This window comes from Bacteroidales bacterium, assembly GCA_035299085.1.
GTDB lineage: Bacteria > Bacteroidota > Bacteroidia > Bacteroidales > UBA10428 > UBA5072.
Genome location: DATGXG010000048.1, coordinates 104,887 through 120,499, shown reverse-complemented (window position 1 = coordinate 120,499; position 15,613 = coordinate 104,887). Strand labels below are relative to the sequence as shown.

9 protein-coding genes are annotated in these 15,613 nt (G+C 43.2%); 2 read left to right on the top strand and 7 right to left on the bottom strand.

All coding sequences use genetic code 11. The features are described 5' to 3' along the window. Positions 1-185 precede the first annotated feature (185 nt). From VK179_16240 to VK179_16210, 7 genes are all read right to left on the bottom strand, one after another. The gene (locus VK179_16240; protein ID HLO60302.1) at positions 186-7,637 is read right to left on the bottom strand and encodes a S8 family serine peptidase; all 7,452 of its coding nucleotides are present in this window, start codon (positions 7,635-7,637) and stop codon (positions 186-188) included. 10 nt (positions 7,638-7,647) lie between these two features. Next, entirely contained in the window at positions 7,648-7,815 is a 168-nt protein-coding gene (locus VK179_16235) for a hypothetical protein (protein ID HLO60301.1), read from the bottom strand. A gap of 149 nt (positions 7,816-7,964) precedes the next feature. Beyond that, entirely contained in the window at positions 7,965-9,593 is a 1,629-nt protein-coding gene (locus VK179_16230) for a tetratricopeptide repeat protein (protein HLO60300.1), read from the bottom strand. Between the two features lie 142 nt (positions 9,594-9,735). Next, on the bottom strand, positions 9,736-11,148 hold the full coding sequence (locus VK179_16225; protein HLO60299.1) for a hypothetical protein: 1,413 nt from the start codon (positions 11,146-11,148) through the stop codon (positions 9,736-9,738). Between the two features lie 102 nt (positions 11,149-11,250). Continuing rightward, positions 11,251-11,598, bottom strand: coding sequence for a four-helix bundle copper-binding protein (locus VK179_16220; protein HLO60298.1), 348 nt, complete (start codon positions 11,596-11,598; stop codon positions 11,251-11,253). A 231-nt stretch (positions 11,599-11,829) separates the two neighbouring features. Then, positions 11,830-13,119 carry a hypothetical protein gene (locus tag VK179_16215; GenBank protein HLO60297.1) on the bottom strand — a complete coding sequence of 430 codons (1,290 nt, stop codon included), beginning with the start codon at positions 13,117-13,119 and terminating at the stop codon, positions 11,830-11,832. Positions 13,120-13,163: 44 nt separating this feature from the next. After that, complete coding sequence (locus tag VK179_16210) at positions 13,164-14,417, bottom strand: MFS transporter (protein HLO60296.1); 1,254 nt, start codon at positions 14,415-14,417, stop codon at positions 13,164-13,166. A gap of 40 nt (positions 14,418-14,457) precedes the next feature. Here VK179_16210 and VK179_16205 point away from each other — a divergent pair, with 40 nt between their 5' ends. Together VK179_16205 and VK179_16200 are read left to right on the top strand one after the other, a co-directional pair. Beyond that, positions 14,458-15,240, top strand: coding sequence for a HipA family kinase (locus tag VK179_16205; protein ID HLO60295.1), 783 nt, complete (start codon positions 14,458-14,460; stop codon positions 15,238-15,240). Further along, positions 15,218-15,601 carry a DUF3037 domain-containing protein gene (locus VK179_16200; GenBank protein HLO60294.1) on the top strand — a complete coding sequence of 128 codons (384 nt, stop codon included), beginning with the start codon at positions 15,218-15,220 and terminating at the stop codon, positions 15,599-15,601. Before VK179_16205 ends, VK179_16200 begins: the two co-directional genes overlap by 23 nt. Positions 15,602-15,613 lie beyond the last annotated feature (12 nt).

Sequence of the window (15,613 nt, the reverse complement as noted above, 5' to 3'; positions counted from 1 at the left end):
CAACGCATCAGGATTCTCAAATTTAATGAATTATATCTCATGCCCATTTAACTCCCTTCCAATTCTCTTTTCTTAATTAGCGGGAAAAATTCTAAATTAGATTTCCAAACCACTCCGGCCATTCATTCATAGCAAATATTAGAAAACAGTAAGGCGCAGATGCCCCTGCGCCTTACTGTTTATTGCTATTCTTTGACAATCCTCATTATATGTCTTCTTTCATTCATCAAAACCTCAATCATATAGGTACCTGGGGGAAGAGAAGTCAGATCAAGTTCAACTTCTTCCTGCTTATCCGCCGGAATTAACCGTATGGTTTCACCAAGTATGGTTGAAATCCGTATGCCCGTTATGGCCTTATCTCTTGCCACAATTGTTGCCAATCCTTTTGAAGGATTCGGATAGATAATTACCGGCTTTTCAGTCACATCATTAACCGCCGAAGCATTATCCACGCTGACTTCCATTGTCACTACATTCACCGCTCCATGATTGTCGGTGAGTGTAAATGTAAAGGATGTTGTACCTACTGCCAGTGTTTTAACCATGATGCCCTCGTCTGAAGTATAAATTCTGGCTAGTGACTCATCCTCACTTGTGGCTGTAAATGTGAACGGGTCCCCGTCGGGATCGGCAAACAGGCTTTCAATTGAGAATTCAGTTACATCATTTGTCTTATGGAAATTAAATGCATTTGCGGCACCAATATAAACAGGTGCCTGGTTTGTATTACCTACTGTTACTTTTAAAACATGTTCCCTGGCGGCGCCTTGTTCATCTTCAGCCACAAAGGTGTATTCGTGTTCTCCTTCATCTCCGTAAGATGCATTAAGCTGGACGGTCATAACACCGTCTTCAAACGACATGGATGCATTGCCATAGTTTTCCTTTGACTTAACGGTGAATGCATTTCCCTCCAAATCCACTACATCAATTTTGATTGTGCGTGATGAATTTTCATTCATGTACACCTGGCCGGGACTGTTAAAGAACTGTGGGGCATCATTCAGATGCAGTTCAACAGGCACTTTTACTTCGGCATGGTACGGATCATTCGACCGGAAAACCACATTGGCATGCTGAGTACCCCGTTGTGCAAACCGGCCGTCAGCAACAAGTTTCAAACTGTCGGTTTCACCCATGGTCAGGGTTCCTGTTGTATCCGAAACAACAGTCAGCCATGATCCGGCCACCGGTGTCATTTCATGCGCCCGGATCAGCCATCCATACTTTTTATACGAATAAATATCCTGCAGGTCAAACCATGCTCCTTCATCCGAATAAAGGTAACGGCCTGCCATCTGCGCCTGTCGATCTACATATCCCTGCGGATGAGCAATGCCTAGAGGATAAGTTATAATCACGTAGAAATCTTCGCCGGGATAAATAAATGCTGTGTCGTCCATGTGTATTGTAAGTATATACCCTGTATTATCCTCTTCACTGCTTGTATAAACAGCCGATCCCTGTGCCAGCACCTTTGAGTTCACAATATTGGTTCCGCCGGCCCTGATCTCGGCCGCAATGGTTCCTGATTCCGTAGTTTCAGGTTTAAACCATGTTTCCACATCGCTGAGGTTGAAACTGCTCGTTCCGGCATTGAATTTAACTGCAAGTGAGAAGGGTGCCACTCCGCCTGTACCCAGGAATCCGTCAGGAGAAGTTTTTTCAGTGTACTTCAAAGTCCGGTTGTAATTACCGCTTTCAGGAACTTTCAATTGTGAGGATAATGCGGGAACTGCTTTCAGATTTGTTATGGAATCGCCCTGAACATATTTTTCATAAGGTATTATATTCTCAACAGGCCTGAAATACTCTATTCCGATCCGGTAGCTCAGTTCTGATCCTCCTGCGATATTGTTAAAGGCAATGGATTGATCAGCTGATTCGGTTGGCTGTATCATCGTAATTTGTACCGGTGTCTGATCCACTTCGAGAACGGGTGCTGCCAATGCTTTTCCCTTTAACGTAAAACGCATTTCGCCGGCATTTGTGGTGAGGATTACATCGTTAATATAATCACCTTCTGATTCAGGGTAAAAAGCTGCCCTTGCATTCAGCTTGTCTCCGGGCATCAATTTGTAAACCGGTGTTTCCCATGCCATGGGTGAGAATATATTGAATACGTAATCCCAATAGCCCGGGAACCATTCGTTCCCCTCAGTCCAAAGCATCAATGCAAGCGGCTGCGTTTCTTCGGACATTGAAATGTTGGTGATTTCAAGGGGAGTTTCGCCGTCATTTTTAATAACCAGGTCAGTGAAATAATTGTGAATTCCTGATTCGTCCGAATAGGTGATTTGTTCTCCGAAATCTGTTGTATCGGGCATTTCCAGACTTATGCTTCCTGTTACTGTAAGATCAACAGGCTTTAAAAGAGATTCTTTCGAAGGAACATTAGAAATCACCTGAAGATCCGCTATATGGTTCCCGGCAAAAATTTCACGGGCATCCAGTGTTATTGTGCCGTTCAATGTAGCCCCGGGATCGACAAGGTAACCGGGTACCGGTACCACTGTGAAGACAAGACCATCACCATGATCAAGTGCCATGTGATCGTTGATCATGAAACCGTTGCCGCTGTTTTCCTGGAGACCTACAGCACCAAAGCCTGTTATGGCGTCAACTTTACCCAATTCAGGCTTGTAAAGGAATTTCATGCTTCCGTTGCGGAAAAGCATAAGCTGAAATGAGAAAGGATCACCCATTCCGAAATTATCAAGAATGTACCTCCATTCAATGACTACCTTGTTCGTGTCTGCCTGATAAAAAATACCGATTTCATCGGGATTGTAATTAACAAAGTCGAATCCGCCAAACGACCAGCATGGCATAATCGACGGTCCGGTGAACATGGTTGTGGGAATGGTGTCGGTGAAGAAGCTTACTTCCGGATCCTGGTCGAAAGTTACCACTCCGTTTTCAGCAATCTTAAGTGAGTCATATGGCTTGCCATAAAACTCAAATGCAAAGGGAAGCCCGATTTTTTTGAAGAACTGTTCCTTATCTGTCGGATCTTTGGCCACTGGAAGGTGTATACCACCATTCTCAAACAGATCAGTCCACTGGTACACTCCGCCTGAATTGCTCTTTTCAAAAGCATATCCCGTTGCGTCCGGGTTCTGTTCAGTAGTGAATGACAGCCAGTCCTTTCCAACAACGCTTACTTCCAGTGCACCGGCTCCTGTATTTTTTATTCCGAAAGGATATTCAGCGGTTTCACCCCGGTTCAGGCCGGCATGGATTGCCGACAGGTCCGTAAGAATGTCAGGAGCTTCAACTATGCGGGCATTAACGTAAATGGTGTCGTGTGATCCGTCATTATAAGAAAGGACAAGATGATCTTCTACAGGGCCTAAATTAACAGATGGAACATGGATGGTGAAGGTGCTGTATAATCCGGGTTTTACGATTGCCGGTAATACTCCGCTAATTGAAAATTTTCCGTTTGTCCAGTTACAGGCATTTACAGTACAGGAAGCTGTCCCGTTGTTTTTAACTGTAATTGTCCTCGATTTACTGTCGCCTTTGAATACATCTCCGAATTTAATTGTGTCAGACGAGACTGCGGGCAACGCATTCCCGCCTTTAGTGATGTTAATACGGACAAGCGGATTGCATTGTGAATTCGAGGGATCATTGCTTATGACATTGAGATACCGGTTCACGGTTCCTTCAACAAGAGATGCTGTCGACAGGGTTATGTCGATTGTTGCCGAGTTCCCCGGCATTACAAAGCCCGAGCCATTTGAAATTTCCGTAATAATATCCGGACCCGGGTAATCAAAACCAATCGCCAGCCCGCTGTGCAACTCAACCGGATTTGACCAGTTATGTACCATGATCCCGTCTGTCTGATCATAGTCCTCCATCAAAATGGTAAGTGAACCCTGGCCATTGGCATCGTATCCCATGTCATCATAATAGAACCTGATATTTCCGTTGGAATGAATCACCATTTGAGCAGTGACTGTACCATTGTACCCGTCACCCACTTTGTCGTACTGGAGGATGATACGGTCAGGATACGTCTTGTAATACACCTGTCCGTTTACAAATTCATAGTTAAAATAGCCTCCCAGGGGTGAAATGTAACCTTTGGGACTCCAGCTATTGTTTAGTATCGGTATGTTAATGGGATTCACTGTGTTGTCAAATGTGGTAAATCCTTTGTTGGCAATGTAAATGGTGTGCATCACCCGGTTATAGTAAGGGAAATCAAATCCGAGGTTCAATGAATAATAATTATATTCCGATTTGATCTCAGAAGTAATATTCTTTCCGGTCGAAGAAATATCTTCAAATTCATAAGGAATAGGATCTGTTTCTCCATCGCGGTTTGAACGAAGTTTGTAGCCATACTTGTGATAAGCGGCCGGCCAGTTGGTGCTGATATCCTTTGTATCGAAGCCCGGAATGAAATACTTAAGGGGGTATTTGCCGGTATTGGCAACTGTCACCTGTGCATGAAGTGTATCACCGATTGTAACATCATTCAACGATTGCAATGCCGGATTTACTTCAATTTTTGATGTTTCAATCCCGGTACCAAACAGCGGAATGTCAAACGCGTTTATACCATTGCTTACATGAAGCAAGCCGTTGCAATTTCCGATATGGGCAGGAGTAAACTGAATTTTTACCAATTCTGAAGAGCGGGCTTTTACCTGCCAGGGACTTCCTTCGGGCAATGTAAATTCTGCATTGTCAATTGTGAAGTCCGAAACCGTATAATTACCATACCCTGTATTTTCGATTAAAAGATCAATGGTTTTGGTTTTTCCGCTGAAAACAGGACCAAAATCCTGAATATCCAACGGTTTAATCAGCGGTTTCTGGCCTGTAACTGTAAATGTTACCGGGACCCTGAATTGAGGCTTTACGGCATCATTTGAACTGAGCACTACATTGGCGGAATAACTACCGTTAACGAGAGCGGATGCGTCAACTGAAAGCAACACGGTATCACGGGAGTTTCCTTCAATATCTCCCGAATCAGGTGTCAGGGTCATATAGTTTCCCGGGTATCCGTAATCGCTTCTGGCAGCCATAACATATGCAAAATCTTTTGATCCGAGAGCCTCCTCCAGGCTTTGCCACTTTTTGCCCATATCAAAAGAGATCAGGCAGTTTGCCGAAGCGTCATCCTGCGTTTCATAACCGATTCCAAGCGGGAAAAGGTTGCCGGCCGGAACATGATAAACGATCCAAAAGCTTTCTCCTTTATTGAAAAAAAGCTGTTCCTGGAGGGTTATGTCAGCGAAGGTTTCAGAATTATTCCAGTTAGTGTATTCCTGTACAAGAAGAAGGTTCTCCTTTGAAGGAAGCTGATTCCCCCTGTAAATTTCAATGATCACCGGTCCGTTAACCGGATCATGTTTGAGGTACAATCTTACACCCGTGAGATTGAAGCCTTCTTCTTCAGAAATATAGAATTTTCCTGCAGCAGAATTAGTCAATCGGATATCCGTTTCCCCGATAATATTTGTGGGCCAGGAAGCCAGGGCTTTTTCAGAAGAAGTAAATGCTGAAACTGCCGGACCGGAATTTTTAACAGCCTTAGGTGAAGGATTTGCTGTGAGTCTTCCAATTACAGGTTTCGCACTTAATGTGCCTGAAACCGGGTAATGAATTTTAGCCGAATTAACATCTGCTGTGACTTCTTTATGTCTCATGAAATATTTCCACCGGAGCAACCCTATATCTTCATTCAGAATGGTGATGTCATACGTGGCGGCAGATGCCTTTGAAGCATCAATGGAAAGATCTATGGCCTGGCTGTTTTCATCCACATTGATGGATGGGCCCTGGTTTGTAGTTCCGGTTGCCACATTGGAAATATCTGAAATATTTCCCCACCTGTCGGATGAGGTAAGTGCAAAATAGTATTGAGTAAGGGGAGATAGGTTGTTTATTTCATATGTAAATGCTTCACCGGTTTTCCGGTTATTCCGTATCTCGATTTTGCGTGCAGCTGCAAGGTTTTCTTTTACCAGGGGCTGATTTGAATAGTACAATTCAAAGCTCAGCGGTTGAATGTCATCCTCATCGGCAGGCACAGTCCATGATAAAATGGCAAGGTCCTGTGCCATGGCATCAACAGCAAGGCCGGTCACTGCCGCAGGCGCTTTTGACATGTCGGTACGAGTTACAAGGTCGGCATCTATTGCCCCGCTGCCCAGTTTGCCGGTGAAATCGGGATTGAATTCTTCTATTTCCCGTACTCCGGTAACCAGTAAATTCCATAAGGCAGAATTAGTGATTTGTTTCGGACTGTTTGCCAGTGCCAGTGCGGCAATACCGGAAACATGGGGACATGCCATTGAAGTTCCCTCGAGGTAAGCATACTGGTTTCCAGGAATAGTGCTCAGCACACCGCCCTTTGAGCCGTAGGCCTCCGTATCGCCACCCTGGGCCGATATGTCAACCCAGGTTCCGTAATTCGAATAGCTTGCTTTTTTCCATTCGGGACCTATTGAGGCTACGGAAAGGGTATTTTCATAATACCCCGGATACCATTCCCCATCCATATTATAATTTCCTGCGGCAAATATGACAATGCCGCCTTTCATGGGACTGCCCGGGTAGTCACCGGCTTCATCCACAAAGTAATCAATCGCGTCCTGAAGGGATACATCAAAAACTCCCGGTTCCTGGTATCCCCAGCTGTTCTGTGAAATTACAGCACCATTATTGGCTGCATAAATATAAGTCTTCTCATACAGTGCATCACCTCCGAAAATCTGGAGCGACATGATCTTCACCCCGTTACCTGTACCGTTTCCACCCGCTATTCCGCAGACTCCCTTACCGTTATTGTTCACGGCTGCAATAGTCCCTGCTACGTGTGTCCCGTGGTATCCCGGATCGATAGCGCCTTTCCGCAAAGCAAAATTGTATCCGTAAATATCATCGACATAACCGTTCTGATCATCGTCAACTCCTTTGGTGCCTGTGTATTCAGACTGGTTAATCCACATATTATCCTTCAGGTCTTCGTGCGTTACATCCACTCCCTGGTCATGCACGGCAACTATGATATCGGACCTGCCCGTTGCTTTCTTCCATGCGTTGAACAGGTTTATATCCGCATCACCGATGCCGAGTTGCCCGGCATTATCATAATGCCACTGGTCTTTAAGAAGGGGATCGTTGAAGGGCAGGGCATCACTTGTCGCTATTCCTGCTTTGTATTTGATCACTGAATAAGGACCAAGTACCTTTTCATGTTCCGGTTCTGCAGTGATAATCCCCTTTAGTGAGTTAAACTGGATGGCCACCGATCGCGGATCCTGTGCCGTGTCTATCTCCACTATATACCACAAATCCAATCCGTGTTTATGGAGTTTTGATTCAAAATTCGGATCATAATCAAACAGCCTGTACATTTTAGAAGCTTTTGCACTTCGGGCTACTGCATCAAACGTACTGATCCCGGTTGAATAAGCCTCTGTATGCATGGCTGTTTTCATTTTTTGCGAAACAGTTGCTGCCATTTCAGGGGTAAACTTCACCTTGATGAGGCCGGTGCGTACTCCGTTTTTGAACGTTACCTGGGCAAAAGTGGCAAGCGAAAACATTATGATCGCCAGCGTGATAATAACTCTTTTGCCTTGAGATGATCGGTTAATTTTCATATGAAATAGGTTATTTTTTGTGAAGAGGGCCATTAGGTTCTGTTGAGGATATGTTGTTCTCAAGTTCATGCAGCTTTTTCTGAATCTCCATAAGAATTTTCCGGAATGCGGTGGTTTGTTTCTGCCGCCTCGTGATCATGTCTTCCAGCAGTTTCCTGTTTATATCAAATTCATTCATTGTAAAAGAAAAGCAGTTGGGTAATCAAAGGAAAGGATTACTCTTATAAAGAAGAAAAAACAAGCCTATACTAAATGACTATAACGAAGAATTAGTACCCTAACAATTCTATAACTAGGGATTTCAGCACCTATAAATTACCTTAGCAATCACAGATTCATCAGGTAGGTAACCAGGTTAGCGCTTGAGTTGGTAAGATTGAGTTTCTTTCTGAGTCTTGCTCTTGCCACTTCAATTGTTTTAATTTGTTGTTTGGTGATAGCTGCGATTTCTTTTGTGTTCATATTCAGTCGCAGAAAGGCGCAAAGCTTTTCATCCGAAGGGGTAAGTCCTGTATGTTTCTGCCTGAGTTTATTGTAAAATTCAAGATGCACCTGGTTAAAACGCAGTTCAAATTCTTTCCAGGAGTCGCTGTCGCCTTCTTTCTCAAGTTCGATGATGATATCATGAATGGCGGCCTGGCTTTCAACAGGAAGCTGATGATTCACCTTCAGCAACCGTTCTGCGATGCTGTTAATCAGTTCATTCTTCTTAACCAGGTACATTACATTGGTGGTAAGCTCTTTATTTTTGATTTCGATATCACCGGCAAGGGCTTTTTGTTTCAAATCGTTTTCCTTAGCGCGGATACTTATTATCCGTGTGATCAATAACGTAACCAGCAGGCCGATTGCCAGTGCAATGATGATTACAAGGTAACGTATCCTTGCCTGGCGCGTATCGGCTTCCCTGATTTTTTCAGCCTTCTCGAAATCATATTGCATCTGGAGACGCTCAATTTCACTTCGTGCATATTGCTTCTGGATGCTGTCACTATAGGCTTTGAACAATTTATAATTCTCAAGCGCATCCTTTGTATTGCCCTGCATTTCTTCAACAGCGGAAAGCTGTTGGTATGCTTTGCTTTTAAGATCGATTGAACCCACTTCGCTGGCAAGGGCGATTATTTTACGGGCATATTTACCTGCCTCAGACGCATTTCCCTGTCTCAGGTAATAATCGCATAAAATAATCATTGAACGGGCGATTTCTGCTTTATCACCGTTTGATTCCCTCACCTGCAAACCTTCAATCAAATAGGGAAGTGCCGTTTTTGGCCGGTTAAGGTCGGTTAAATACAATTTCCCGAGGTTATTCAATACAATTCCCTGTGCGGGTTTATTATTTGTTTCGCGGGCTTTCTGCAAAGATTTCCTGTAATACTGGAGCGCTGATGTGGTATCGCCTTTTGTCTGGTAGATATTGGCAATATTGTTATACAACGATGTAAGCGGGTATTCTTTCTTATTTGGATTCTTTATCAGGTTGAATAGTTCAAGTACCCGGAAATAATACGACAACGCTTTATCGTAATCCTCAAGCCTGTCGTACAAGGCTCCGAGGTTAGTCTGCAGCCTGATTATATTAAGAGAATCGTTTATGCTTTCGTAATAATGAAGTGCACCAAAATAATAGCGTGAAGCCAGTTTATAATCGCCTGTTGAGATGTATACGTTCCCGAAAGCATTGTCGGCTTTTGACTCCCATTTTTTTAACCGTGCTTCAGCGGCTGCCTTTTTTGCTTCACCGGCGTATTCAAGCGCTTTTGAATAATCGAAAGCGAAATAGATGGCTGAAAGATCAAGAAGCGATTTTATTTTAGTCGAATCGGATGTAGCATGATTGATAACAGTCAGCAAACTGTCGATTGTTACCTTATCCTGGGAAATTGCTTTTTCGGATGAAATAACGAACAGGCATAGAATCGTCAATATGTAATGCCGGTTCAGGATTTTCATGTGAAAAGAATTAGATAATTCAAATCTATTGATTATCTGAGAAAGAAGCAAAAATGAATTGAATGTTTATAGACAGATAATTGTATCATTGGAAACAACGCTGACAGGTCCTCCGGACGCTGTCAGGTTGTAATTTTCAGTATTAAATTCTCTTTAATACCAGAGCAATATCCTCCTTAAATTCCGGTGTGGTGAAATTTACTTCATCAGTATTCACCGGAATTCGGACATCTTTTCGCTGTCCTGTTTTGGTGTCAATCCATTGACCGTTGTAATTCCCATTGGGCAGATTTAATACAAATTCAGTTTTGCCTGGTTGCAGCTTCGTAGCCGGGTTCTGGATATATGCAAGGTATTCGCTTTTTCCAGCCAGTATCCGTATTGAACCTGAATCCGAAATGCTTTGTAAAACAGAAGAATCCGGTTTCATATTTATGAAATCCAGTTCGCTGAAAACACCGGCCATGATTTTCAGCTGGTTTCTGAGATTCTTTCCACCTCCACCCGGCTGACCCTGAACTACTTCAAAGGTTCCGTCCTCATGACCCACTGTAAAGGAATAATCAAGGTTATTATACAACGCACCGCCGGCAGTCATAAATTCCCAGGCCTCTGTCCGGTAATGTACATCCTCAATGCCCCTGAAACCGGTTTCGTTATCTCCTATGGCAATATTAAAATGATAATTCAAACCGACCGATTCAGGTGGTTTGGCATAATGAAAATTGAGAATCGATACGCCGTCATTGGGTTTTTCCACTTTTACAGTGCCGTTGCCGATATTATTTGAAATCAGGTGTTTGTTCGGAAGATCTTTTTCGGCATCCACAACTACAGCCGTCATATGTTTCTCCCATTCATGAAGTGCCTGCAAATCGCCGAAATACGGCTCATTGCATACTTCGTAATAAAGGTTGTCAAACCCGTTCAGTTCCATAATAATTTTGCGAACCATCTTCTCCTGAATGGCCAGAAGTTCAGAATGACGGAGTGATAAAACTTCTTTCTGATCATCAATTACAGGAAGCCTGTTGATATTATTGCGGTAGTTAACCGGACTCAGTTTCCACTGAATGGTATCATAGAAATTCGAAAACAAATCAAGTTCTACAATAATATTCCTTTTACCAGCTTCTGAAATAAAGTCTTTTAACCGGTTGAAATAAGCCTCATCCCATTGATCCAGGTCAAATTTATTACCGCCAAGAGCATATCCGGGTTCATTACTCCGGGTCCATGGACAGATTGACCTTCCTGTATCCGGTGCCATGGAGTTGTGAGAAATATTAAATGCTCCCTGCGGTTCAAGATAAATTCCTGAAAAAGTTCTTGTAATATTCAACCCGGATGCTGCAACTTCATCAAGGTATTTTATATAATCGAAATCAAGGTTTAGCACAGCCCCATAGTGTTCGGTCGAGCCTATAAGCACTGTAGGTTTTCCCCTGAACAGGAAATAGTGGGGATTGTCAGGATGAAGTTTCAACGGTGGCGTTGGAGTTGAACAACCGGAAAACAATGCGATAACGCTAAGAAATATAACCAGGTACTTCATATCTTTTTGGTATGAAGATAGTAAAAACTGCAAACAAAACCCCGGCCTGAAGGCACGGGGCTATTGATGTCGACTACAGACTAACAGACTACAGACTACAGCCTAGTGAACTCCCACTGTTGCCATTTTTTCACAGGCTTCAGCGCAATTCCGGCATTCATCGGCACATTCCTGGCAATGCTCCATATCGGCATGCTGATCGCATTCATCCGCGCACCGGTTACATACATCCATACAAATCTGGCACATCCTCTGGGCCGATTCACTGTCAAGTGTCATCAGTTCAGCCGCACTACGGCATACTGCCGCACATTCCATATTCAGCTCGATGCAACGGGTCATCTCCTGTACGGCTTCTTCATGCAAACAGGCAAGAGCACACTGGGTACATGCCGTAGCACATTCCTGGCAGGCGATAATGCATTCCTGAAAATCATCTTTATAAGTCATGACTGGTTTTTTTAGTTAAACAATTCATTAGATCCGTGTCATGATCACAAAAAGGCTTCCAAAAATGTAAGGTATTCAGCCATAGACAGGCGAATAATTTATAAGGGGAAATTATTGCACGATCAGGAAATGCTGTAGAATGGATTCAACAAATCGCTAGAACCGATATCCCAACAGGAAATTGAATATCCGGGTCCTTGATTTGAAGGTCATAATCAATTTTTTGGTTCATTAAAAGATATATCCTAATAAAAAATAATATCGTAAAGTATGAGATTTCAAAGCGGACAGCGTTGACATTCCATCTCCTTTTTCCCACCTTGCATCAATCGACCAGCGTCTGTATCTGCATCCAAATCCCGCATTGAATCCTAGATCAAATGAATCGGTGAATCGAATGGCTGTTTCCAACTCCTGTTTTTCAATAGAATATTGTTTTATGTCTTTTTGCCAGGAATTATGCCTGATTCTGCCGTAACCGGTTGAGAGGCCTGCATTGACAGATAGAAACAATTTTTTTAACGGATACCTGAAGCGAAGCATATTATTCATCCTGGTATAAGGTACACTGATTTCCGTTTTATGAAGTGTATACCAGTCGTTATTTCTATAACTCAAATATTCACCTTCAATATGATACGGGGCAACTAAAACCTCATTATAGATGGACCATTTATTTGAATTACCACGTAATCGCGCGTCAATACTAAACCCTGCAACTATATTCGGGAAATAAGAATAGGATGTTTTAGAAAAAGCGTACGTTTCATTATTCCCGAATTTCATTGAATTCAGGCTGATACCGGTAACAAACCCAAACTCAATGGTAATTTTTTTTATACGGTGAATGGCCAGTTCGGGATGACATGACTTTTTATATTGATTAAACAATTCTGTAATATCATTCTGAGTGTATCTGACAGCTGACAATTGTGAGAAGACAGGTTGACAATCTTCAAGGTATTTTGCAAGCTGACCGGTGTATGTTTTGTTTTCCATCCTGATGTCGGTGATCGGTTCAGTCCTGCCGATATTTAGTGTAAACAACTCCGACTTTGTATATGAATGCAAATAAACTTTGTAAATAAGTAAGGTCATTCCCGAATCAGTCGGAATATAGAAATGCTCCTTACCAAGGGAATCATGATAGACGAACAGTTGCTTTTCTCCATCCACCAGGTTTAGGAGAAACACTGTTTTGGTTTTAAGAATGAGTTCAGGACTGAAGTTTAATTCCTGGGTATTAACAGGGCTTTGTTCTGTTTTAACTGTGGCGCTTTTATAAGATTCACCTGATACATTAAATCCGAGAATATCGTAAGGTGAATATGCCGTTATTTTACTGTTGCTGTTCAAAAAATCTATCCTTTCCGGATTCTGCAACCATTCACGGTAATCTATCTTTCCGTAAAGGGTATCGTTTTTTGTCGATACGATATAACCCTCAATGAAATTTTCCTGTGAATAAAGGCTTTGAAACGCTACAACTAACCAATAAACTATAAACAAAACGGTTTTCATAAGCAGATAAGGTGTTGGGTACCTCAAATATAAAAAAATAACGGTTACCCTATTTTTTGTGTAAGGGATAAACTTTTCAGCGGTTTGTTAAGTTTTAGTGTAACGGCCACCACAGCCAGGGTCATGCAACCGCCAAATATCACAGAAGGTACCAGTCCCATCAGTTTTGCAGCCACACCCGATTCGAAAGCGCCCAGTTCATTGGATGAACCGATGAAGATGCTGTTTACGGAAGCCACCCGGCCCCTCATGTGATCAGGCGTAAATAACTGCAGGATGGTACCGCGAATGACGACACTGATGTTATCGAATGCGCCGCTTAATATTAAAATGGTCGCAGATAAAATGAAGTTTTTGGATAATGCAAACCCTATCATGCACAAACCAAAGCCCACTACAGCGCTGAACAGAATTTTGCCGGTTTCTTTAAGCGGTGGATGGAACATTAGTATTACAGCCGTAATAACGGCCCCGATTGCAGGACATGCACGAAGGATACCAAGTCCCTGCGGGCCGATTTTAAGAATATCCGAAGCAAATACAGGAAGCATCGCCACAGCACCACCAAAGAGCACGGCAAACATATCCAGGGCGAAAGCTCCCAGTAATTCAGGTGTCCTGAAAACAAATTCAATTCCCGACATGATCCGCGCCATAATTCCCTCACCGGTTTCTATCACTTCATGTTTGTGATTTCTGATCAGAAGCACAAGAAAGAATGCCGTTGTATAAAAAACAAGAACAACCGAATAAGCGGGAATGATGCCGGCATACCCGTAAATGAGTCCGCCGATGGCAGGCCCCATCACTGCTGCCAGCTGCCAGTTTGCGCTGTTCCAGGTGGCAGCGTTGGGGTAAAGATTCCGTGGAACCAGTTGTCCAAGCAAGGCCACCAGGGCGGGCGACATTATACCTCTTGCCAGTCCCGTGAGAAAAATGCTGATGAAAATAGGGAAAACGCCATACCGCTCATAGAAAAATGAAGCATTGGCCGTATAAATGAGCAATATGGCAGCCCCGGTAATTACGATCAGTGTAGTGTACCGGACCATATTCCTCCGGTTCCATATATCAGTGAAATGGCCTGCAAACAGGGAAATGCTCACCTGGGGAATTACCTCGGTCAGACCGATGAAGCCAAGCCAGAGCACATTATGTGTGATATCATAAATCTGCCAGCCTACAATGACACTCTGCATTAACGTTGCCATTGTAAGCAGCATACGCAAGGACAAATACAACCTGAAATCCCTGATGTGCAATACTGCAAAAGCGTCTCCTGAAAGCAATTTCTTCATACATGTGGTATTGCGACAAATATACTATTTTTGTGTACCCATGAGTACAATCAGAACAGTTACTGTTACCCGGTACATGCAGCCTTTGCGGGAGGGCGGTTCACTGCCTGCACTGGCCGAGGCCGATGACGGCAATAAATATGTAGTTAAATTCAGAGGCACCGGTCACGGTGTTAAAACACTGATAGCTGAATTATTGGGCGGGGAAATCGCCAGGGCATTGGGTCTTAATGTCCCCGAGATTGTTTTTGCAGGATTGGATGAGTGCTTTGGTAGAACAGAAGGCGATGAGGAAATACAGGACCTGTTAAAGGCCAGCCAGGGATTGAATCTCGGACTTAAATTCATACCCGGGGCCTTTGCCTTTGATCCTGCAGTGAATAAGCCCGATGCATTGTTGGCTTCTATAATAGTATGGCTCGACAGCCTGCTTGTAAACCCTGACCGTTCATTTAAAAACACAAACCTTCTGATGGCAAGCAAGGAATTGTGGCTTATCGATCACGGGTCATGCCTCTATTACCATTACCGGTGGGACGGATGGCATAACAAAGCCACAGAACCTTTTCAGTATATTAAAGACCATGTTTTGCTGTCCCTGGCCTCACAGATGGAAGATGCCGATGCCCTGTGCAGGCAGTTCATCGATGATCAGGTACTTCATTCTATAGTTCAGATCATACCCGACGGTTGGATTAACTGGGAGTCGCAAAACATAAGCCCTGAACAGGTGCGCAGAGCTTATTTCACTTTTTTAAGTCACCGTCTGCAAAATTCAAAACAATTTATTAAAGAAGCCCATGCAGCAAAAGCTCTTATATGAATATGCCATTGTAAGAGTAGTTCCTTCAGTGGAACGGGAAGAATTTTTAAATGCGGGCGTAATCCTGTATTGCAAGAGCGAGAAATTCATCCGCATGATGTATAAGGTGAATAAGGAAAAGATCCTGGCATTGAAATCGGAAGCCGATTTTGAAGAAATCGAAAAAAACCTTGAAGGATTCAGGAAGATTGCTTCCGGAGAAAAAGAAGGAGGTCCCATTGCCTGCCTTGATGAAGCAGAACGCTTCAGGTGGCTGACTGCAGTAAGGAGCGCTACGATTCAAACATCAAGGCCTCACCCTGGAATTACAGAAAATCTTGAAACTGTTCTTGAAACATTGTTTTCCCAATTGGTTGCCTGATTGTTATACCAT